At 65.5% G+C, this 20,236-nt stretch carries 17 protein-coding genes; 9 read left to right on the forward strand and 8 right to left on the reverse strand.

Annotation, left to right across the window (positions count from 1 at the left end; translation table 11 throughout):
- The first annotated feature begins 39 nt into the window (after positions 1-39).
- From V6Z91_RS01555 to V6Z91_RS01570, 4 genes are all read left to right on the forward strand, one after another.
- Complete coding sequence (locus V6Z91_RS01555) at positions 40-1,221, forward strand: efflux RND transporter periplasmic adaptor subunit (protein ID WP_338765717.1); 1,182 nt, start codon at positions 40-42, stop codon at positions 1,219-1,221.
- Positions 1,222-4,371 carry an efflux RND transporter permease subunit gene (locus tag V6Z91_RS01560; protein WP_338765723.1) on the forward strand — a complete coding sequence of 1,050 codons (3,150 nt, stop codon included), beginning with the start codon at positions 1,222-1,224 and terminating at the stop codon, positions 4,369-4,371.
- Positions 4,368-5,801, forward strand: a complete 1,434-nt coding sequence (locus V6Z91_RS01565; RefSeq protein WP_338765725.1) for an efflux transporter outer membrane subunit — start codon at positions 4,368-4,370, stop codon at positions 5,799-5,801. The genes V6Z91_RS01560 and V6Z91_RS01565 overlap by 4 nt, the downstream gene beginning before the upstream one ends.
- A 77-nt stretch (positions 5,802-5,878) precedes the next feature.
- The gene (locus V6Z91_RS01570; protein ID WP_338765727.1) at positions 5,879-6,964 is read left to right on the forward strand and encodes a patatin-like phospholipase family protein; all 1,086 of its coding nucleotides are present in this window, start codon (positions 5,879-5,881) and stop codon (positions 6,962-6,964) included.
- Positions 6,965-6,976: 12 nt separating this feature from the next.
- Here the strand turns inward: V6Z91_RS01570 and hemW are convergent, their stop codons facing one another.
- The 5 genes from hemW to V6Z91_RS01595 form a co-directional block, all read right to left on the reverse strand.
- Positions 6,977-8,218 carry a radical SAM family heme chaperone HemW gene (gene hemW, locus V6Z91_RS01575; protein WP_338765730.1) on the reverse strand — a complete coding sequence of 414 codons (1,242 nt, stop codon included), beginning with the start codon at positions 8,216-8,218 and terminating at the stop codon, positions 6,977-6,979.
- Positions 8,215-8,799 carry an RdgB/HAM1 family non-canonical purine NTP pyrophosphatase gene (gene rdgB / locus V6Z91_RS01580; RefSeq protein WP_338765733.1) on the reverse strand — a complete coding sequence of 195 codons (585 nt, stop codon included), beginning with the start codon at positions 8,797-8,799 and terminating at the stop codon, positions 8,215-8,217. The genes hemW and rdgB overlap by 4 nt, the downstream gene beginning before the upstream one ends.
- 82 nt (positions 8,800-8,881) lie before the next feature.
- Positions 8,882-9,616, reverse strand: coding sequence for a ribonuclease PH (rph, locus tag V6Z91_RS01585; RefSeq protein WP_338765736.1), 735 nt, complete (start codon positions 9,614-9,616; stop codon positions 8,882-8,884).
- 12 nt (positions 9,617-9,628) lie between these two features.
- On the reverse strand, positions 9,629-10,519 hold the full coding sequence (locus tag V6Z91_RS01590; protein WP_338765739.1) for a PP2C family serine/threonine-protein phosphatase: 891 nt from the start codon (positions 10,517-10,519) through the stop codon (positions 9,629-9,631).
- Between the two features lie 4 nt (positions 10,520-10,523).
- Positions 10,524-11,507, reverse strand: a complete 984-nt coding sequence (locus V6Z91_RS01595) for a serine/threonine-protein kinase (RefSeq protein WP_338765742.1) — start codon at positions 11,505-11,507, stop codon at positions 10,524-10,526.
- Between the two features lie 124 nt (positions 11,508-11,631).
- On the opposite strand from V6Z91_RS01595, the gene V6Z91_RS01600 reads away from it, so the two are divergent.
- The 4 genes from V6Z91_RS01600 (at position 11,632) to V6Z91_RS01615 (ending at position 15,897) form a co-directional block, all read left to right on the forward strand.
- Positions 11,632-12,522: a YicC/YloC family endoribonuclease gene (locus V6Z91_RS01600; RefSeq protein WP_338772142.1), complete on the forward strand. Its 891-nt coding sequence runs from the start codon at positions 11,632-11,634 to the stop codon at positions 12,520-12,522.
- A gap of 72 nt (positions 12,523-12,594) precedes the next feature.
- Positions 12,595-13,236: a guanylate kinase gene (gene gmk, locus V6Z91_RS01605; protein ID WP_338765745.1), complete on the forward strand. Its 642-nt coding sequence runs from the start codon at positions 12,595-12,597 to the stop codon at positions 13,234-13,236.
- A 110-nt stretch (positions 13,237-13,346) separates the two neighbouring features.
- A complete protein-coding gene (rpoZ, locus tag V6Z91_RS01610; protein WP_107143459.1) occupies positions 13,347-13,550 on the forward strand; it encodes a DNA-directed RNA polymerase subunit omega in 204 nt (67 codons plus the stop codon).
- A gap of 64 nt (positions 13,551-13,614) precedes the next feature.
- The gene (locus V6Z91_RS01615; protein WP_338765757.1) at positions 13,615-15,897 is read left to right on the forward strand and encodes a bifunctional (p)ppGpp synthetase/guanosine-3',5'-bis(diphosphate) 3'-pyrophosphohydrolase; all 2,283 of its coding nucleotides are present in this window, start codon (positions 13,615-13,617) and stop codon (positions 15,895-15,897) included.
- 367 nt (positions 15,898-16,264) lie between these two features.
- On the opposite strand, the gene V6Z91_RS01620 is transcribed toward V6Z91_RS01615, so the two are convergent.
- From V6Z91_RS01620 to greB, 3 genes are all read right to left on the reverse strand, one after another.
- Positions 16,265-17,290 (reverse strand): IS110 family transposase, encoded by a 1,026-nt coding sequence (locus V6Z91_RS01620; protein WP_338760468.1) that lies wholly within the window; start codon positions 17,288-17,290, stop codon positions 16,265-16,267.
- Between the two features lie 112 nt (positions 17,291-17,402).
- Positions 17,403-18,035 carry a transposase gene (locus V6Z91_RS01625; RefSeq protein ID WP_338765760.1) on the reverse strand — a complete coding sequence of 211 codons (633 nt, stop codon included), beginning with the start codon at positions 18,033-18,035 and terminating at the stop codon, positions 17,403-17,405.
- Between the two features lie 132 nt (positions 18,036-18,167).
- Positions 18,168-18,728, reverse strand: coding sequence for a transcription elongation factor GreB (gene greB / locus V6Z91_RS01630; RefSeq protein ID WP_338765763.1), 561 nt, complete (start codon positions 18,726-18,728; stop codon positions 18,168-18,170).
- Positions 18,729-18,781: 53 nt separating this feature from the next.
- Between greB and V6Z91_RS01635 the strand changes: the two genes are divergently transcribed.
- Positions 18,782-20,233, forward strand: a complete 1,452-nt coding sequence (locus V6Z91_RS01635) for an ATP-binding protein (RefSeq protein ID WP_338765765.1) — start codon at positions 18,782-18,784, stop codon at positions 20,231-20,233.
- Positions 20,234-20,236 lie beyond the last annotated feature (3 nt).

Below are 20,236 nucleotides of genomic sequence, written 5' to 3' on the forward strand. Positions count from 1 at the left end.
GCTCCCTTAGCCCTGCCGTTCTTCCGCGAGACATCATCCATGAGAAATGTCGCACGCCGTACGCCTGTCGCTGTTGCAGTCCTGTCGCTCTCGTTGCTCGCCGCCTGCGGCAAGAAGGAAGAAGCTCCCCCCGCCCCGCCGCCTCCCACCGTTTCGGTGATCACCGTGTCGCCGGCCGCCGTGCCCGTGACCGATGAGCTGCCCGGCCGGGTCGAGGCATTCCGGGTGGCGCAGGTGCGGGCGCGCACGCCGGGTATCGTCTTGAAGCGCGTGTTCGAGGAAGGGTCGGACGTGAAGGCCGGCCAGGTGCTGTTCCGCATCGATCCGGCCGAATTCCAGGCCGGCTTTGCCAGCGCCGAGGCGGCCGTGCAGAAGGCCGAGGCCAATCTCGCGCAGGCCAACCTGCGGGAAAAGCGCTACAAGCCGCTGCTGGCCGCACAGGCCGTGAGCCAGCAGGAATACGACGACGCCGTGACGGCGCAGAAGCAGGCCGCCGCCGACCTGGCCACGGCCAAGGCGGCGCGCCAGACGGCCGGCCTGACCCTCGGCTATGCCACGGTGACGGCGCCGATCTCCGGCCGCGTGGGCCGGGCGCTGGTGACCGAGGGCGCCCTGGTCGGCCAGGGCGAGGCCACGCCGATGGCGCTGGTGCAGCAGCTCGACCCCATCTATGTGACCGTCACGCAATCGTCCACCGAATTGCAGCAGCTGCGCCAGGCGCTGGCCAGCGGGCGCCTGAAAAGCGTGGGCAAGGATGAAGCGCGCGTGACCCTGCTGCTGGAAACCGGCGAGGAATATTCGGCGTCCGGCAAGTTGCTGTTCTCGGATGCCTCCGTGGATGAAAGCACGGGCACCGTTTCCCTGCGGGCTCAATTCCCGAACCCGAAGCGCGCCCTGCTGCCTGGCATGTACGTGCGCGCCAGGCTCGAACAAGGTATCGCCGAAGCGGCCATCACGGTGCCGCAGCAGGCCATCGTGCGCGGCGCCGAGGGTTCGTCGGTCATGATCGTGGGCGCGGACAACAAGGTCGTCGCCCAGCCGGTGAAGGCCGAAGCCTCGACGGGCGACAAGTGGATCGTCAGCGAAGGCCTGAAGGGCGGCGAGCGCATCATCGTCGAGGGCTTCCAGAAGGCCAAGCCGGGCGCGCCCGTCGCGCCGCAGCCCTGGCAGCCGGCGCCGAACGGCGCGCCGGCCCCCGCCCCTGCCGCCAAGGGGGCTTGAATGCCACGCTTCTTCATCGACCGGCCCGTGTTCGCATGGGTCATCGCGCTGTTCATCCTGCTGGGCGGCGCGCTGGCCATCACCACCCTTCCCGTGGCCCAGTACCCCACGATCGCGCCGCCTTCGATCGTGGTCACGGCCAACTATCCCGGTGCCACCGCCCAGGTGCTCGACGACGCCGTGACCAGCGTGATCGAGCAGGAAATGAACGGCGCCGAAGGCTTGCAGTACGTGGAATCGGAAAGCAACGCGGCCGGCGGCGTGACGATCACCGTCACCTTCCTGCCCGGCACCAATCCCGATATCGCGGCGGTGGACGTGCAGAACCGCATCAAGCGCGTGGAATCCCGGCTGCCGCAGGCGGTCACGCAACAGGGGGTGCAGGTCAACAAGGCGCGCTCGAACATCCTGATGTTCGTGGGCGTGTACTCGACGGATGGCAGGATGGACCCGATCGCGATCGGGGACTACATGGCACGCAACGTCGTCAACGAGATCAAGCGTATTCCGGGCGTGGGCCAGGCCCAGTTGTTCGGCTCCGAACGGGCGTCGCGGATATGGGTCGATCCCAACAGGCTCACCGGCTACAAGCTGAACATGAGCGACGTGACAGCGGCCATCCGCGCGCAGAACGCGCAGGTCACGTCCGGCACGATCGGCGACCTGCCCAGCCCCACCACGCAGACTTACCAGGCGCCCGTGGTGGTGACGGGCCAGCTCACCTCCGTCGAGCAATTCTCCAAGATCGTGCTGCGCGCGAACCCGGACGGCTCCACCGTGCGCCTCGGCGACGTGGCCCGGCTCGAACTGGGCGGCTCGAGCTACAACATCAGCGCGCGCCTGAACGGCCAACCCTTCGTGGCGATCGCCGTGCAGCAATCCCTGACCGGCAACGCGCTGGAGACGGCCGACCTGGTGAAGGCCAAGATGGATGAGCTGCAAAAGTTCTTTCCCCCGGGCCTGAAGTACACAGTACCCTACGATACCTCGACCTTCGTGCGCATCTCCATCGAGGAAGTGGTGAAGACGCTGCTCGAGGCCGTGCTGCTGGTGTTCATCGTGATGTACGTGTTCCTGCAGAGCTTCCGCTACACGATCATTCCCACCATCGTGGTGCCGGTGGCGCTGATGGGCACCTTCGCGGTGATGCAGCTGGCGGGTTTCTCGATCAACGTGCTGACGATGTTCGGCATGGTGCTGGCGATCGGCATCCTGGTCGACGATGCCATCGTGGTCGTCGAGAACGTGGAACGCATCATGAGCGAGGAAGGCCTGTCGCCCCGCGAGGCGACGCGCAAGGCGATGTCGCAGATCACCGGCGCGATCATCGGCATCACGCTGGTGCTGATCGCGGTGTTCGTGCCGATGGCGTTCTTCGGCGGTGCGGTGGGCGCGATCTACCGCCAGTTCTCGCTGTCGATGGTGGCAGCCATGGCGTTTTCCGCCCTGATGGCGCTGACCCTCACGCCGGCGCTGTGCGCCACCATGCTCAAACCCGTCGAGAAGGGCCACCACGTGGAAAAGCGCGGCTTCTTCGGCTGGTTCAACCGATCCTTCGCCACCACGGCGACACGCTACCAGGGCTGGGTGGCGAAGATCATCGCACACACCGGGCGCTACATGCTGGTTTTCGCCGTGCTCCTGGCGCTGGTGGCCTGGCTGTATGTGCGCCTGCCGTCGTCGTTCCTGCCGAACGAGGACCAGGGCTATATCATCACCAACGTGCAGTTGCCGCCAGGGGCCTCGCGCGCCCGTACCGACGCCGTGCTGGCGCAGGTGGACGCCTATTTCCGCAAGCAGCCGGAAGTGGCGCGCACCATCGCCGTGGCGGGCTTCTCGTTCTCGGGCAACGGCCAGAATGCCGGCCTGGTATTCGTGCCGCTGAAGGATTGGTCGGAGCGCGGCAAGGACCAGTCGGCCGATGCGCTGGCCGGGCGCGCGTTCGGCGCGCTGTCCGGCATACCGGACGCGATCGTGTTCCCGCTGTCGCCGCCGCCGATCCGCGAGCTGGGCAACGCCACCGGCATCACGGCGCGGCTGCAGGACCGCGGCTCGCTCGGCCACGCGGCGCTGGTGAACGCGCGCAACCAGCTGCTCGGCCTGGCCGGCAAGAGCCAGGTGCTGCAAGGCCTGCGGCCCGAGGGGCTCGAAGACGCACCGCAGCTGCGGGTGGACATCGACCGCGACAAGGCGCAGGCGCTGGGAGTGACCTTCGCCGACATCAACACCACGCTGTCGGCCGGACTGGGCTCCTCCTACGTCAATGACTTCAACAGCGATAACCGCCAGCAACGCGTGATCGTGCAGGCGGAGCAGAGCCGCCGCATGCAGCCGGAAGACATCCTGCGCCTGAACGTGCGCTCCACCGCGAGTGGGAACATGGTGCCGTTCTCCGCCTTCGCCACGACCACCTGGATCAACGGCCCGGTGCAGCTGGTGCGCTACAACGGCTACCCGTCGATCAGGCTGACGGGCAATGCGGCGCCGGGGTACAGCACCGGCGAGGCGATGGACGAGCTGGAACGCCTGGCGGCCCAGCTGCCCCCCGGCTTCGGCATCGACTGGACCGGCCAGTCGCTCGAAGAGCGCACCTCGGGCGCGCAGGCGCCGATGCTGTTCGCCCTGTCGCTGCTGGCGGCCTTCCTCGTGCTGGCGGCCCTGTACGAAAGCGAGTCGATCCCGATCGCCGTGCTGCTGGTGGTGCCGCTGGGGGTCCTGGGCGCCCTGCTCGGCGCCCACCTGCGCGACCTGCCGAACGACGTGTACTTCAAGGTGGGCCTGATCGCGATCATCGGCCTCTCGGCCAAGAACGCGATCCTGATCATCGAATTCGCCAAGGACCTGCAGGCGCAGGGCATGGGCCTGATCGAAGCCACCCTGGAAGCGGTGCACCTGCGCTTCCGCCCCATCATCATGACGTCGCTCGCCTTCATCCTGGGCGTGCTGCCGCTGGTGGTGGCCAGCGGCGCCGGGTCGGCCAGCCAGCGCGCCATCGGCACCGGCGTGATGGGCGGCATGATCACGGCCACCGTGCTGGCTGTGTTCCTCGTGCCCGTGTTCTTCGTCGTGATCCGCCGCATCTTCAAGGGCAGCGAGCGGCAACGCCGCCTCGCCGCCCATGAACTCGACCTGCCGGAGGCCAAGCCATGAAATTGACGATCCTGGGTGCCTTGCTCACCGCGGCCGCCCTGTCGGCGTGCTCGCTGGCGCCGAAATACGAACGGCCGGCCGCGCCGGTGGCCGCCGGGTTCCCCGCCGCCCCGCCCGCCGCGGACGGCAAGGGCGAGCCGCAGCCGCCGGCCGATGCCAGGAGCGCCGCCGATACGGGCTGGCGCGAATTCTTCCCGGATGGCCGGTTGCAATCGCTGATCGCCACGGCACTGGACAACAACCGCGACCTGCGCACGGCCGCGCTGCGCATCGAGGAGGCGCGCGCCGCGTACCGCATCGCGCGCGCGGACCAGTTGCCGAACCTGAACGGCACGCTGTCCGGCACCCGCGCCCGCACGCCTGGCTTCGCGAATCCTTCCACCGGACAGCCGGCGATTGCGGAGCGTTTCGATGCCGGGCTGTCGATTTCCGCCTTCGAGCTGGACTTCTTCGGCCGCGTGCGCAGCCTTTCCGAAGCGGCGCTGGCGAGCTACCTCGCCACCGACGAAGCGCGCCAGGCGGCCCAGATCAGCCTCGTGGCCGAAGTGGCGAAGGCCTATTTCACCGAGCGCGCCTATGCCGAGCAGCTGGCGCTGGCGCAGCGCACCTACGAGGCGCGGCGCCGCACGTACGAACTGACGCGGCAGCGGCTGGAAGCGGGCGCCTCGTCGCTGCTGGACCTGCGTTCGAACGAGACGCTGATGGAGACGGCACGCGCTTCCGCGCTGGCGCTGGCGCGGCAGCGGGCGCAGGCCGAGAACGCGCTGACACTGCTGGTGGGCGTGCCGGCCACCGCTTCCGCCGATAACGCACCGATGGTGGACGACGCGCAGATCGACGCAATGAGCGCCGTGCCTGCCGGCCTGCCGTCGGACCTGATCACGCGCCGGCCGGATATCCGCGCCGCCGAGCAGCGCCTGCTGGCGGCGAATGCCAACATCGGCGCCGCCCGCGCGGCCTTCTTCCCGCGCATCTCGCTGACGGCGGCAATCGGCAGCGCCAGCCCCGAGTTCTCGCAACTGTTCGACAGCGGCAACGACACGTGGTCGTTCGTCCCGCAACTGACCTTGCCGATCTTCACGGCCGGCCGCAACAGCGCCAACCTGGACCTGGCCGAGGCGCGCAAGAACATCGCCGTCGTCGACTACGAGCGCACCATCCAGACCGCGTTCCGCGAGGTGGCCGACGCGCTGGCCGCGCGCAGCTACCTGGGCGACCAGGTGGCAGCGCAGCGGGCGATCCAGGACGCCCAGGCCGAGCGGCTGCGCCTGCTCACGCTGCGCTTCGAGAACGGCGTGGCCAGCTCGCTGGACGTGCTGGACGCCCAACGCGAGCTGTTCGCCGCCGAGCAGCAGCTGGTGCAGGCGCGCCTGTTGCGCACGACCAGCGCGATCGATCTTTATCGGGCCCTGGGCGGCGGCTTGCGCTGAGAACCGGTGACAGGCACCGGGTTTTCTGAAACATTTCTTGAGAACCGGTGCCTGTCACCTGCGGTTTACAATGCCGCATGGACTCCCCGATCACCCTCCGCCTCGGCCCACGCGCGCGCCAGCGCATCGCTGCCGATGGCCTGAACCCCGCCGACATCGCCATCATCCCCGCCGCGGCCGGCGGCCCGAAAGGCTTGATCCTCAATGGCATCGACACCTGGCTGTTCGGCGACTGGCTGCCGCGCGCGCCGCGCGAGCGCCGGCTGATCGGCGCGTCGATCGGTGCATGGCGCATGGCGGCCGGCGCATTCGCCGATCCGGTCGCCGCGCACAAGCGGCTTGCGTATCACTACGCGCACCAGACCTATCCGGCGAAAGTCGATGCGGCTTATGTCACGCGCACGGTGCGCGGCATGCTCGAGGAAGTGCTGGGCGGGCATGGCGGGGATGTGATGGCGCACCCGCATCACCGGCTCACCGTCATCACGGCGCGCGGCATCGGTCCGCTGGCCAGTGCCGGCGGCGTGCGCTGGCGCGAAATGGCGGGTTTCCTGCGCGCGGCGGCAGGCAATGCGGTGTCGCGCAGCCGGCTGGCCGGCGCGATGGAGCGCGTGCTGTTCCACGATGCGCGCGACGATGCCGCCTGGCTGCGCGAACGCTACGATGCCTTCGCCTCGCACTTCGTCGGCCTGCGCGAAGACAATTTGCGGGGCGCGCTGCTGGCATCCGGCTCGATCCCGCTCGTGCTCGAAGCGGTGCAGGGCATCGCCGGCGCCCCGCCGGGGGCCTATTGGGACGGCGGCCTGATCGACTACCACCTGCACCTGCCCTACCAGCGCGACCCCGGCCTGGTGCTGTACCCGCACTTCACCGATTACATCGTGCCCGGCTGGCTGGACAAATCGATGCCGTGGCGCCGCGCCCGCGCGGCATCCGGCAACCTGGCACTGGACAACGTGATCCTCGTCAGCCCGTCGCCCTCTTTCGTGGCCCGGCTGCCGAACCGCAAGCTGCCGGACCGGAACGACTTCAAGCACTACGGGCAAGACCACGCCGCGCGCATCCGGGACTGGACGTTTGCGATCGGCGAAAGCGAGCGAATGGCCGAGGCGCTGGCCAGGTGGGTGGAAAAGCCGGACGTTAGCCTCGCCACGGCGTTCTAGTACCGGCGGCGGTCAGGCGAGGAAGATCTGCTGCAAATCGTTGAGGAAGCGGTGCCCAAGTTCCGTCGGCCGGATCACCGTGTGGTCGCGGTAGATCAGGCCCTTCGCCTCGGCCGCGTTCAACTGCTTTTCGATCGTGTTCAGCGCGAGCCCGGTGCGCTCGGTGAACAGGTTGGGCGCGAAGCCTTCCTGCAGGCGCAGCGCGTTCAGCATGAATTCGAAGCCCATGTCGGCGCGGGCGATCTCGTGCTCGTCCTGCACCGGCGTGCCATTCGCCACCTGCTCCATATAGGACTTCGGCTGCTTGTAGCGCGCCTGCCGCAGTACGCGGTGCGGGAACGACAGCTTCGAATGCGCGCCGGCGCCGATGCCCAGGTAGTCGCCGAACTGCCAGTAGTTCAGGTTGTGGCGCGCCTGGTGGCCGGGCCGCGCGTACGCCGAGACTTCGTAGTGCCCGTAGCCCGCGGCGGCCGTCATCTCGGCGACGAGATCCTGCATGTCGGCACTGGTGTCGTCGTCCGGCAGCTCCGGCGGGTACTTCGCGAACACCGTGTTCGGTTCCATCGTCAGGTGGTACAGCGACAGGTGCGGCGGCTGGAATGACAGCGCCGTGGCCAGGTCGGCACGCGCCTCTTCCAGCGTTTGCCGCGGCAGCGCGTACATCAGGTCGAGGTTGAAGTTGTCGAAGGTGGACAACGCAATCTCCACCGCCCGCCGGGCCTCGCCATCGTCGTGGATGCGGCCCAGCGCCTGCAGATGCCCTGCGTTGAAGCTCTGGATGCCGATCGACAGCCGGTTGATGCCGCTTTCGCGGTAGCTGCGGAATTTCTCCTGCTCGAAGGTGCCGGGATTGGCTTCCATCGTGATCTCGGCGGCGCCGTCCAGCGGCAACAAGGTGCGCAGGTCGGACATCAACCGGTCCAGCGCCGCGGCCGACATCAGGCTGGGCGTGCCCCCGCCGATGAACACCGTATGGATCTTGCGACCCCAGATCAGCGGCAGCGCCATCTCCAGGTCGAGGCGCAGCGCGTCCAGGTATTCCTTCTCCGGCACGTCGCCCTTTGCCTCGTGCGAGTTGAAGTCGCAATACGGGCATTTGCGCACGCACCACGGCCAGTGCACGTACAGCGACAGCGGCGGCAGCGCCGCCAGGTTCAGCGCGCCCGGTTGCAGGTATTGCGCGGCAACGCCGGCCGCGGCATCGATGGTGCGCGCCGGCTTCGCTGCTGCGCCAGCGGGTTTGATGGGGATCATTTCAGTTTTTCTACCAATGCACGCAGGGCCTGACCGCGGTGCGACAGGCGGTTCTTCGTCTCCGGCGGCAGTTCCGCCGTGGTGAGACCCAGCTCCGGGATGAAGAAGTGCGGGTCGTAGCCGAACCCGCCCTCGCCTCTAGGCTCGACCTGGATCACGCCGCGCCACACGCCGTCGGCGATCACGGGTTGCGGATCATCGGCATGGCGCACGAACACCAGCACGCAGTAGTAATAGGCCGACTTGTCCTCGTGCTGGGCCAGGTCGGCGATGAGCTTGGCGTTGTTGGCCGCATCGGACTTCGGCTCGCCGGCGTAACGCGCCGAATAGACGCCGGGAGCGCCGCCGAGCGCGTTCACGCACACGCCCGAATCGTCGGCCAGCGCCGGCAGGCCAGTCAGCCGCGCTGCGTGGCGTGCCTTTTGCAGCGCATTTTCGACGAAGGTGTGGAACGGCTCCTCGGCCTCCGGCACGCCGAATTCGCCCTGCGCATGCACCTCGAAACCCACGGTGGACAGCAGCGCGTTGAATTCCTTCAGTTTGCCCGCGTTGTTGGAGGCAAGTACAAGTTTTTGAGTCATAGGAAATGTTGCCTGAAAAATGGGGACGGACCCCATTTTCCCGGCAATGTTTCTCGGAAAATGGGGTCCGTCCCCATTTATTCTACTCCGCCAGCCCCAGTTCCCGCTTTTGCAGCCTGATCAGGTCGCCGATGCCCGCCTCGGCCAGGTCCAGCAGCCGGTTCATGGTGGCGCGGTCGAACGCGGCGCCTTCGGCCGTGCCCTGCACTTCCACGAAGTGGCCCGCCTCCGTCATGATCACGTTCATGTCGGTATCGCAGCCGGAGTCTTCCACGTAGTCGAGGTCCAGCACCGGCGTGCCCTGGAACACGCCGACGGAGATCGCGGCCACGAAGTGCTTGACCGGCACGGCCGGGATCGCGCCCTTCTCCACCAGTTTCGTGAACGCGTCATGGGCGGCCACCATGGCGCCGGTGATGGACGCCGTGCGGGTACCGCCGTCAGCCTGGATCACGTCGCAATCGAGGTGCAGCGTGCGTTCGCCGAATGCCTCCAGGTCGAAGGCGGCGCGCAGCGAGCGGCCGATCAGGCGCTGGATCTCCTGCGTGCGGCCGCTCTGCTTGCCCTTGGCGGCTTCGCGGTCCATGCGCGAGTGCGTGGAGCGGGGCAGCATGCCGTATTCCGCCGTCAACCAGCCCTGCCCCTTGCCCTTCAGGAAACCCGGCACTTTTTCCTCGATGCTGGCCGTGCAGATCACCTTGGTGTCGCCGCACTCGATCAGCACGGAGCCCTCGGCATGCTTGGTGTACTGGCGGGTCAGGCGCACGGTGCGCAACTGGTCGACGGCGCGGCCGCTGGGACGGGTTTCAATGGTCATGAAGGCTTTCTGTCAGAGTAATTGGGAGGACTTGTCGATGGCCGCGCGGATTTCCGCGATGGCCCGTTCGATCTCGGCTTCGTCGAATGGATCGGCGGCGCCGGCCAGGGGGCCCGGGGCGGATTCCGTGCAAACGATCGTGGAGCCGGCGCCGGGCACATCCGGGCCTTCCTGCCACGCGATCGCCAGGCCGGTGGCATTGTCGCCGCCGGGGCCGGCGTTGCGCAAGGCGGCGCGCAGCAGGCCGGGCACGGCGCTGGCCAGGGCACCGGTGGACAGCGTGGCCACCAGCTGTTCCTCGGGCAGCGCGGCCCACAGGCCATCCGAGCATAATAACATCACGTCGCCGGCCTCCAGCCGGGCCGGCGGCGACAGCTCGACCAGGGGCGGGCGCGCCGCGCCCAGGCAGTTGTAGAGCTTGTTGCGGTCCGGATGCGCGAGCCGCGCCGACGCGGGAACGAGGTCAGCACCGATCAGTTTTTCCACGTGCGAATGGTCGCGCGTGCGCGCCAGCACGCGCCCGCCGCGCAGCAGGTACAGACGCGAATCGCCGCAATGCGCCCAGGTCGCCGAGCCATGCTGCACCAGACAGGCGACGATCGTGGTGCGCGGCACGTCGGCCAGGCCATGGACCACCGCGTGCCGGTGGATTTCCCGGTGCGCCGCATGGCAGGCGTCTTCCAGGAACCGTGCCGGCCCCTTCACATATGGCCCGGCCTGCTGCCGGAACAATGCGGAAATCGCCTCCAGCGCGACCGTGGCGGCGACTTCGCCGTGCGGGTGGCCGCCCATGCCATCGGCCAGTACCAGCAGCAGCGCGTCGCGCGTGTAGCAATAGCCCATGCGGTCCTGGTTCATGTCGCGGCCGCCGACATGGCTTTCCTGGTAGACGGAGAAGCGCATCGTGTCAGCCTTGCAGGGTGTCAAGGGGCCGCCCCGGCCGCAGGCGCCGCGCCAGTGCGCGCAGGCGGGCCAGCCGCCCAGCCGGCCGTGGCGGCGCCACCGGAACCCATGGCGCGCGCAGCAGCTTCTGCATCTCGAACAGGCTTTGCGGCCGGGCGGACGGGTCCAGCGCCAGTGCCCGGCGCACCAGTTGCACGAGTTCGGGCGAGTAGCGCCCGGCCAGCTGTGTGAAATGCTCCGCCATCCGGTCTTGCTTGCGCCGTTCTTCGGCCGGCTGCGGCGGGGCGCCGGCCATGCACGTGAACATCGCGGCGCCGATGCCATACGCATCGGTCCAGGGGCCGAGCGGCGACGTCTTGAACGTGAGTTCGGGGGCGGCAAAACCGGGGGTGTACATGGGATTCAACGTCAACGCGCCGGAATCGATCGCGTGGCGGGCCGCACCGAAATCGAGCAGCAATGGCGTGCCGTCGCTGCGCAGGTAAATATTGGCCGGCTTTAAATCGAGATGCAGCAAGCCATTTGCATGCACTTCGCGCAAGCCGTTCAATATCTGAATGAAAACCTGGCGGATAAATGCCTCGCCGATTTTGCCGGCTGATTTTGCCTCGCTGCCGCGCTGCCGCGCAATTTGCTCCTGCAATGTGTGGCCGGATTCATACGCCATTACCATGTAGACGGTATCGTTCGCGCGGAAGAAATTGAGCACGCGCACCACGTTCGGATGGGCGATTTTCGCCAGCGCGCGGCCCTCTTCGAAAAACGATTTCAGGCCCAGCCGGAACAGCGGCTGATTTGCCGGTGCCACGGTCGGAGCCAGCTCTCCCTCTTGACGCGATGCCAATGCGCTTGGTAAATACTCCTTGATGGCAACCGCATTGCCAAGAGCGTCATAGGCGAGGTAGACGATACTGAACCCGCCGGACGCAATTTTCTTTACAATGCGGTATCCAGCTAACTCCAGCCCTTCCGGTAACTTGGCAACCATGCGTTTCCTCGCCTACACTAGCGCAACTAAGAGCGCAACTGAGAGCGCAACAAAGACCGGATTGTGTTGAGAAAACCAAGCATTGTAAAGACAAAACCGGGGATATCCATTGAGCATTTCCAGCATGACGGGCTACGCGGTTGCCACCAGCGAAAGCGCGGCGGGAACTCTGACCATTGAAATCAAGAGCGTCAATTCCCGTTTTCTCGACCTTCAATTCCGCATCAACGACGACCTGCGTGCCCTCGAACCCGACCTGCGCGCGGCCATCATGGCCGCGATCACGCGCGGCAAGGTCGAGATCAGGCTCTCCTTCGGCCGCAAGGCGGCCGGCGCGGGCACCCAGGCCCTGAATGTCCCCCTGTTGAACGAACTGGCCCGCCTGCAGAACGAGGTGACGACGCATTTCGCCGGCGCGCATGCCATGTCGGTGGCCGAACTGCTGCGCTGGCCCGGCGTCGTCGAAGAGGCGCAGATCGGCCAGGAAACGCTGCAGGCCGACGTGGCCGCGCTGATGGCGAAAACGGTCGAAGCCTTCGTGGGCAGCCGCCAGCGCGAAGGCGCCGCCCTCGAGGCGATGCTGATCTCGCGCATCGAGGCGATGGAAGGCATCGTCAAGCGCATCACGCCGCTGATTCCGCAAGTGGTCGCCTCGTTCCAGCAAAAGGCCATCGAGCGCATGCAGGAAGCGCTGGGCCTGGCCTCGCAAGGCTCGAACGCGGCGCTGTCGCGCCAGGATGCAATGGAACGCATTCGCCAGGAAGTGATCCTGTACGGCATCCGCATCGACGTGGCCGAGGAACTGGGCCGGCTGTCCGCTCACCTGTCGGAAACGCGGCATATCCTCAAGAAGGGCGGCCAGGTCGGCAAGCGGCTGGACTTCATGATGCAGGAGCTGAATCGCGAAGCCAACACGCTGGGCGCCAAGGCATCCGTCAAGGAGCTGGCGGACGCGTCGATGGAACTGAAGCTCCTGATCGAGCAGATGCGCGAGCAGGTACAAAACCTGGAATAAGCCGGCTACAAAACAACGGTTGCCCTTGGTAAAATACGCCTTTGGGCCACCGCCCGCGATTCGAGATTGCAAATGAACCAACACTTCTCCGGCAGCCTGTTCATGGTTGCGGCTCCTTCCGGCGCCGGCAAGTCTACCCTCGTCAACGCCTTGCTGGCACAGGAACCGGCCATCAAGCTGTCGATCTCCACCACGACGCGCCCACCGCGCCCGGGCGAGGAACACGGCCGCGAGTACTTCTTCACGACGGCCGAGGATTTCGTGGCCCGCGCGGATGCCGGCGAGTTCCTGGAGTGGGCCGAAGTGCATGGCAATTATTACGGCACGTCGCGCCTGTTCGTCGAAGAACAGATGAAGGCCGGTACCGACATCCTGCTGGAAATCGACTGGCAGGGCGCGCGCCAGGTGAAGAAGCAGTTCCCGCAGGCGGCCGGCATCTTCATCCTGCCGCCGTCGATCGCGGCGCTCGAGGAAAGGCTGCACAAGCGCGGCCAGGACGAACCCCACGTCATCACGAGGCGCCTGCTGGCCGCGGGTGGGGAAATCGCACACGCCCCCGAGTTCGAGTATGTTATTATCAATGAAGAGTTCCCGGTCGCCTTGTCCGAACTGAGCGCGATCGTCCGATCGGCCCGTTGCCGATTTGCGCAACAGGCGGCCCGCAATGCATCGCTGTTTGCCCAACTTGGCATCCACGCCGAGCAGCACGACTGAGGCACACCAAGCCGAACAACAAGACTATATGTTGTAACTGAGTGGCCTGCGCAGTGACCTCGCTCAGTTACAAATTAACCGACCCTTTCAGAATTTGCCCAGGAGTTACCATGGCCCGTATTACGATCGAAGATTGCCTGCAGAATGTGCCGAACCGCTTCCAGCTGACCTTGGCCGCCACCTACCGCGCCCGCCAGCTGCTGCAGGGCCACACCCCCAAGGTGGAAGCGAAAGATAAACCGACCGTGCTGGCACTGCGTGAAATCGCTGCCGGCAAAGTCGGACTGGAAATGCTGAAGAAGGTCCCGATGTAATCACGGAACCGTTGGTTCCTCTGCACCGCCACAGGTTCTCCAGTTGAATTACACTGCGAACACCATGAACCTGAACTCCTCTGAATCCGGCATCACCGATCGCCCCGCGTCACGGGGCCGCCGTTCGGCCGCCTCGCGGCCCGACGGCGATGCCGCCCAGCCTCCCGCCATTTCCACCTCCTCCCTCGCGGCGCCGATGACGCCGGCGGGCGTGGCCACGATCAGCCATCTGACCGAGAAGCTGGCCGAGTACATGACCGAGGCCGACCTGAAGAAGGTCAAGGAAGCCTACCGGTTCTCGGACGAGATGCACCTGGGCCAGGTGCGCAAGTCGGGCGAGCCGTATATCTCGCATCCGATCGCCGTGGCCGAGATCTGCGCGGACTGGAAGCTCGATGCGCAGGCGCTGATGGCGGCGCTGCTGCACGACGTGATGGAGGACCAGGACGTCAAGAAGGAAGAGTTGATCGAGCGTTTCGGCGCGCCGGTCGCGCACCTGGTGGACGGCCTGTCGAAGCTGGAAAAGATCGAATTCCAGAGCCAGATCGAGGCGCAGGCGGAGAACTTCCGCAAGATGCTGCTGGCGATGGCGTCGGACGTGCGGGTCATCCTCATCAAGCTGGCCGACCGCCTGCACAATATGCGCACGCTGGACGTGATGGCGCCCGCGAAAAAGCAGCGCATCGCCAAGGAAACGATGGAAGTCTACGTGCCCATCGCCCACCGCCTCGGCCTGAACAATATCTACCGCGAGCTGCAGGACCTGTCGTTCTCGCACCTGTACCCGCTGCGCTACCACGTGCTCGCCAAGGCAGTGAAGGCGGCGCGCGGCAACCGGCGCGAAGTGGTCGGCAAGATCCTCGACTCGGTGAAGAACACGCTGACCATGGCCGGCATCCACGCCGAGGTGTACGGCCGCGAGAAGACGCTGTACGGCATCTACAAGAAGATGCGCTCGAAGCACCTGACGTTCTCGCAGGTGCTTGACGTGTACGGTTTCCGCGTCGTTGTCGACAGCTTCTCGAACTGTTACGTGGCGCTGGGCACGCTGCACTCGCTGTACAAGCCCATGCCGGGCAAGTTCAAGGATTACATCGCGATCCGCAAGCTGAACGGCTACCAGTCGCTGCACACCACGCTGATCGGCCCGTACGGCACGCCCGTCGAATTCCAGATCCGCACGCAGGAAATGCATCGCACCGCCGAATCGGGCGTGGCGGCGCACTGGCTGTACAAGAACACCGACGCGAACATGACCGACATGCAGCAGCGCACCCACGCGTGGCTGCAGTCGCTGCTCGACATCCAGCAGCAGACGGGCGACTCGGCCGAGTTCCTGGAACACGTGAAGGTCGACCTGTTCCCCGATTCGGTCTACGTGTTCACGCCGAAATCGAAGATCATCGCCATGCCGCGCGGCGCCACGCCGATCGACTTCGCGTATGCGATCCACACGGGCATCGGCGACCACACGGTATCGGTGACGATCAACGGCGAGCCCGCCCCATTGCGCACCGAGCTGCGCAACGGCGACATCGTCGAGGTGGTGACCGACCCGAGCTCGCGGCCGAGCCCGAGCTGGCTGTCGTTCGTGCGCACGGGTAAGGCGCGCTCGGCGATCCGCCATCACCTGCGCACCATCAACCTGCCCGAGTCGATCGGCCTGGGCCGCCAGCTGCTGAACGGGGCGCTGGCCGCGATCAACATCTCGCCGGACCTGCCCGAACCGCTCGTGGAACGCCTGCTGAACGAATCGTCGGCCAAGTCGATGGACGAGCTGTATGCCGACATCGGCATCGGCAAGCGCATGGCGGCGCTCGTGGCGCGCCACATCTTCGGCCTGCTGGGCGGCGAATCGGCGTCCGTGCCGGTCGACCACAACTCGGCGGCGGACCTCGATCCGGTCACGATCTACGGCAGCGAAGGCGTGTCCGTGCAACTGGCGCCGTGCTGCCTGCCGATCCCCGGCGACCAGATCATCGGCCAGCTGCGGCGCGACCAGGGTTTGCAGGTGCACACCTCGGACTGCAGCGTGGCCCGGCGCCAGCGCCAGAAGGAGCCGGACCGCTGGATCGCCGTGAAATGGGGCACGGAACTGAACCGCCGCTTCGACAGCCGCATTCGCCTGTTGATCAACAACGAAAAAGGCATCCTCGCCCGCGTGGCCGCGGAGATCGGCGAATCCGACGGCAACATCACCTTCGTGGGCATGGACGAGGACAACGACCACGTGCTGCACCAGCTGCGCTTCACCATCCAGGTGAAAGACCGCGTGCATCTTGCCGGACTGCTGCGCAATGTGCGCAAGGTCAGCGGCGTCAATCGGGTGAGCCGCGAGCGGGGGTAAGCCCGCGGCGTCTCCGGCTTGGTGTCGTACACCTTTTTCTGGGCGACGCCCCCAGAAAAGGTGTACGACACCGTACATGGACGCCCCCGGTATGCCAAGCTTTCTTTTCGTGATGGTTTGTAGGTAAAGATTGCACCCGTACATTCGGACTTTGATGTGGCTGATGCCACTGTCCCTGATGGGATTTGCTGGTCGACGCCCCCTCGGTTTAACGCACTCAAGGTGCTTGGTGTCGCGCGGGCTAAGCCGACCACGGTCTTACCTGGTTTGCCATCACTTCTTGATCGCTTGTGCAATCGGTGGAATGTACTGCTCCGCTTCCAAAAAACTGTCCGCTACCCTCCGCGAAGGCCCTCAGCCGAGCCGATTACGCGGCAGCGTAATCGGCTCGGAACTCTCTGTCATGAGCCAATAGGGCCCAGACAGTCCTTGCATTCTTGTTGGCCAATGCTACTGCCGCAACGTTCTTGTGCCGTCGCCCAAGCAGTGAGTGAAGCCAGCCGCTCTTGCTTGGATCCTTTTTGACTGCATGCTGGATCACCGCTCGGGCTCCATGAATGAGCAAAGTACGCAGGTACGTATCGCCCCTTTTGCTGATGCCCAGAAGATTCGTGCGACCGCCTGTCGAATGCTGCTTGGGTACTAGGCCGATCCACGCTGCGAGTTGCCTGCCATTGGCGAAGTTCCTCGCGTTACCGATCGCCGCGACCAAAGCGCTGGCTGTGATCGGTCCTATGCCGGGTATCTTCTCCAACCGTTTGGACATCGGGTTCGAGCGGTGCCATTTCAGAATTTCCAGCTCGAATTCGTTGACTCTTCTATCCAGCACCTTCAAGTGATCGAGAAGTTCCAGAATGGTCTGGCGAAAAATGCCGGGCAACTCATCCTTCGCTTCGTCGAGCAGTGCCGGTACTCGCTCCCTGAGCACGGCCAAACCCTTCGGGACAACGAGGCCAAACTCCGCCAGCAGGCCGCGAATCTGGTTGGCCTGAGCAGTACGCTGCTTGACGAACCCACTACGCGCCGTGTGAACAGCGATAATCGCCTGCTGCTCAATAGTCTTGATCGGCACAAAGCGCATGTTTGGCCTTTGCACTGCCTCGCAGATTGCCTCGGCATCGGCTGCATCGTGCTTGTTGGTCTTCACGTATGGCTTGACGAACTGCGGAGCTATCAGCTTGACCGTGTGGCCCAGGCTCTGCAACTGCCGTGCCCAGTAATGCGCGCTGCCACACGCCTCCATCCCAATTAGACACGGCGGCATGTTAGAGAAAAACCTCATCACCTTGCCACGCCGGAGCTGGCATCGCATCTCGACCTTGCCGCTCGCATTAACGCCATGGAATTGGAAAACTTCCTTTGCCAGATCCATACTGCATGTCGTAATCTTCATGGTGACGCCCCTCTCTGGTTAAGTGAAACTTCGACAGCTCCACTTTGGCACATCGATGCCGTCTCAGGGTGGGGGCGTCCATCCCATTGGTTTTCTCTTGAGCTCGCCACGTTCACCTCTCGACTGGCGGATTCCTCGGCCTTCCCCGCGGCGCCGGGGCGTTCATCAAGCCACGGATCTCCCACAGCTCTTCGGCGCTCAGCTCGCAATCGGACAGTCGCCGATAGTTCATGATCCGCTCTGTTTCGTTCAGTCCCAGGCGCCGGTACAGCTCGTGCGGGCATAGCAGGCGATCCTTGTCGAAACCGGCATTGCCCCGATAACTCGACCATCGATAGCGCTGTTGGTGATCAACCATCAAGGCGCGAACCGGGTTCGCCTCGATGTAGCGGTGGCATTTCATGAAGTACCGTTCCGTTGGGACCGGATGCGACCAGAATCGGCCCTCCCACACGGAACCCGTGCGGCCGAGGCGCCGATTGAGATACAAGGTGTATTGCTGGGCAAGGCGTCGCATCATCTCTGGCGCCAGCATGACCTCCTCGAAGGATGCCAGGATATGCACATGGTTGGACATCAGGACATAGGCGTGCGTTGAACACCCTATCGCCGTACCGTGCTTTCGCAGCCATTCGAGATAGACGAGGAAGTCGGAGTCGCTGAAAAAGCATTGTTGCCGGTTGTGTCCTCGCTGGATGATGTGTAGCGGAACGCCGGACAGGAGCAGGCGGGGGCGGCGCGACATATTGGTCTCCGAGGATGGAAGTGTCGCTATTTTCTTTGCAGCGAGTCATCGCGACACTGTGCGAGCTCAAGAGAAAACCGGTGTCGCACACCTTTTCCCTGCGGGAAAAGGTGTGCGACACCAGGCTGCGGGCTACTCCCCCGGCGCGGGATACGTCACTTCCAGGATATCCAGCTCCTCCACCCCGGTCGGCGTATGCAAGGTGACGGTATCGCCCTCGCGGGCCTTGGTGATGGTGCGGGCGATCGGCGAGATCCAGCTGACCTTGCCCTTCAGCGGGTCGAATTCATCGATGCCGACGATCGTGATCGTGTTTTCCACGCCGTCCTGGTTACTGTAGGTGACGGTGGCGCCGAAGAAGATCTGGTCGCTGCCGTGGTGCACGCTGGGGTCGACCACTTCGGCCAGGTCGAGCCGCTTGGTGAGGAAGCGGATGCGGCGGTCGATTTCGCGCAGCCGGCGCTTGCCGTAGATGTAGTCGCCGTTCTCGGACCGGTCGCCGTTCGAGGCGGCCCAGTGCACCACCTTCACGACTTCCGGCCGTTCCACGTCGATCAGCTGCAGCAGCTCGTCCTTGATCCGGCGGTAGCCGGACGGGGTGATGTAGTTCTTCGCACCGGGCGGAATCGGCGGCGCCAGCTGCACGTCGTCGTCATCGTCCTGCTCGGTTTCTTTCACAAAAGCTTTGTTCATGGGGGTGGTGTTTCACGTATCATCCTGCCAATACGGACCGATTGTACACATTTATGCCCCTTGCCCGGTTTAGCCACGCCTCCTGTCACGACGCCCTCTGGCAAGCCACGCGGTCCCAGCTCTTCCTGTTCGATGCCGATACGCTGCACCTGCGCGATGCCAACCCAGCCGCCCGCAACGGCTGCGGCCACGAGGATGGCACGGCGTCCAGCGCCATCCTGCCGGCGCTGCCCCGCGAGCAGTTCGACGCGGCCCTGGACAGCGGCGCCATCGTCAGCACCGCGCTGGCCCGGGCGGACGGCACGCGCTACCGCGTGGCGCTGCGCCTGGAGCGGGTACGGCACGAGGAGCGCGATGCCGTGCTGGCAATCGCCGAGGACGAGACCGCGGCCGAGGCGCTGCAGCGCGTGCAGTCGCGCTTCGACGCGATCGTGTCGCACACGCCGGGCCTCGTATACCAGTTCCGCCGCGAGCCCGATGGCCGCGTGTCCTTTCCCTACCTGAGCGAAGGCTGCCACGCCTTGCTCGGCATGCCCGCGGCCGAGCTGGCGACCCACCCCGAACGTTTCGCCCAGCTGGTGCTGCCGGACGACCGGCAGTCGTACCTGGACTCCATGACCTCCTCGGCCGGCACCCTGTGGAGCTGGAACTGGGAGGGCCGCATCTGGATCGAGGCGTGGAAGGACGTCAAGTGGATCAACCTGCGCGCCACGCCGCACGTGCTGCCCGGCGGCGCGGTGCAGTGGGAAGGCATCATGACCAATATCACCGAGAGCAAGCTGGAACAGATGGAAGTGCGCGCCAGCCGGGCCCGTCTCGCCGAGCTCACGGCCCACATCGAAAAAGTGAAGGAACAGGAACGCACGCGCATCGCGCGCGAGATCCACGACGACCTGGGCGGCAATCTCACGGCCATCAAGATGGCGCTGGCCATGCTGGCGGCCCGCCTGCCGGAGGACGATGCCGTACTGGCCCAGAAGGCGGCGTACGTGGACCAGCTGGCCGACCGCACCATCGATGCCGTGCACCGCATCACGCTCGACCTGCGCCCGTCCATCCTCGATTTCGGCCTGGTGGCTGCCCTCGAATGGCAGGTGAAGGAATTCGCGGCCCAGGCCGGGCTCGCCTGCACCTTCCAGTCGAACGAGAAGGACGTGGAACTCGATCCCGACCAGGCCACCGCGCTGTTTCGCATCGTGCAGGAAGCCTTGACCAATATCGCCAAGCATGCGCACGCGTCCAGCGTCACGGTGCGGCTGCACAGCACCCGCCAGCACGTTGGCGTAAAGATCACGGACAACGGCCGCGGCATCCGCGCCGCCGACCGGGCCAAGCCGGGCTCCTTCGGGCTGCGCGGCATGGCCGAGCGCGCCCGGGCGCTGGGCGGCACGCTGAACCTGTCGCACGCGCCCGGCGGCGGCACCGTGGTGGCGATCCGCATCCGGCGTGCCGGCCCGGGCGATGGACCGGAAGCGGCTACAATTCGGGCTGCAACAACGAAATAGGAA

Source organism: Massilia sp. METH4, from assembly GCF_037094685.1.
Taxonomy (GTDB): domain Bacteria; phylum Pseudomonadota; class Gammaproteobacteria; order Burkholderiales; family Burkholderiaceae_D; genus Rugamonas.

What these genes read in the sequence shown, in the direction of transcription:
- V6Z91_RS01635 (WP_338765765.1), top strand. Translation starts at nt 18,782, where the DNA reads ATGCCCCTTGCCCGGTTTAGCCACGCCTCCTGTCACGACGCCCTCTGG.
- V6Z91_RS01570 (WP_338765727.1), top strand. Translation starts at nt 5,879, where the DNA reads ATGGACTCCCCGATCACCCTCCGCCTCGGCCCACGCGCGCGCCAGCGC.
- V6Z91_RS01615 (WP_338765757.1), top strand. Translation starts at nt 13,615, where the DNA reads ATGAACCTGAACTCCTCTGAATCCGGCATCACCGATCGCCCCGCGTCA.
- greB (WP_338765763.1), bottom strand. Translation starts at nt 18,728, where the DNA reads ATGAACAAAGCTTTTGTGAAAGAAACCGAGCAGGACGATGACGACGAC.
- rdgB (WP_338765733.1), bottom strand. Translation starts at nt 8,799, where the DNA reads ATGACTCAAAAACTTGTACTTGCCTCCAACAACGCGGGCAAACTGAAG.
- hemW (WP_338765730.1), bottom strand. Translation starts at nt 8,218, where the DNA reads ATGATCCCCATCAAACCCGCTGGCGCAGCAGCGAAGCCGGCGCGCACC.
- gmk (WP_338765745.1), top strand. Translation starts at nt 12,595, where the DNA reads ATGAACCAACACTTCTCCGGCAGCCTGTTCATGGTTGCGGCTCCTTCC.
- V6Z91_RS01555 (WP_338765717.1), top strand. Translation starts at nt 40, where the DNA reads ATGAGAAATGTCGCACGCCGTACGCCTGTCGCTGTTGCAGTCCTGTCG.
- V6Z91_RS01625 (WP_338765760.1), bottom strand. Translation starts at nt 18,035, where the DNA reads ATGTCGCGCCGCCCCCGCCTGCTCCTGTCCGGCGTTCCGCTACACATC.
- V6Z91_RS01600 (WP_338772142.1), top strand. Translation starts at nt 11,632, where the DNA reads ATGACGGGCTACGCGGTTGCCACCAGCGAAAGCGCGGCGGGAACTCTG.
- V6Z91_RS01595 (WP_338765742.1), bottom strand. Translation starts at nt 11,507, where the DNA reads ATGGTTGCCAAGTTACCGGAAGGGCTGGAGTTAGCTGGATACCGCATT.
- rph (WP_338765736.1), bottom strand. Translation starts at nt 9,616, where the DNA reads ATGACCATTGAAACCCGTCCCAGCGGCCGCGCCGTCGACCAGTTGCGC.
- V6Z91_RS01590 (WP_338765739.1), bottom strand. Translation starts at nt 10,519, where the DNA reads ATGCGCTTCTCCGTCTACCAGGAAAGCCATGTCGGCGGCCGCGACATG.
- rpoZ (WP_107143459.1), top strand. Translation starts at nt 13,347, where the DNA reads ATGGCCCGTATTACGATCGAAGATTGCCTGCAGAATGTGCCGAACCGC.
- V6Z91_RS01620 (WP_338760468.1), bottom strand. Translation starts at nt 17,290, where the DNA reads ATGAAGATTACGACATGCAGTATGGATCTGGCAAAGGAAGTTTTCCAA.
- V6Z91_RS01565 (WP_338765725.1), top strand. Translation starts at nt 4,368, where the DNA reads ATGAAATTGACGATCCTGGGTGCCTTGCTCACCGCGGCCGCCCTGTCG.
- V6Z91_RS01560 (WP_338765723.1), top strand. Translation starts at nt 1,222, where the DNA reads ATGCCACGCTTCTTCATCGACCGGCCCGTGTTCGCATGGGTCATCGCG.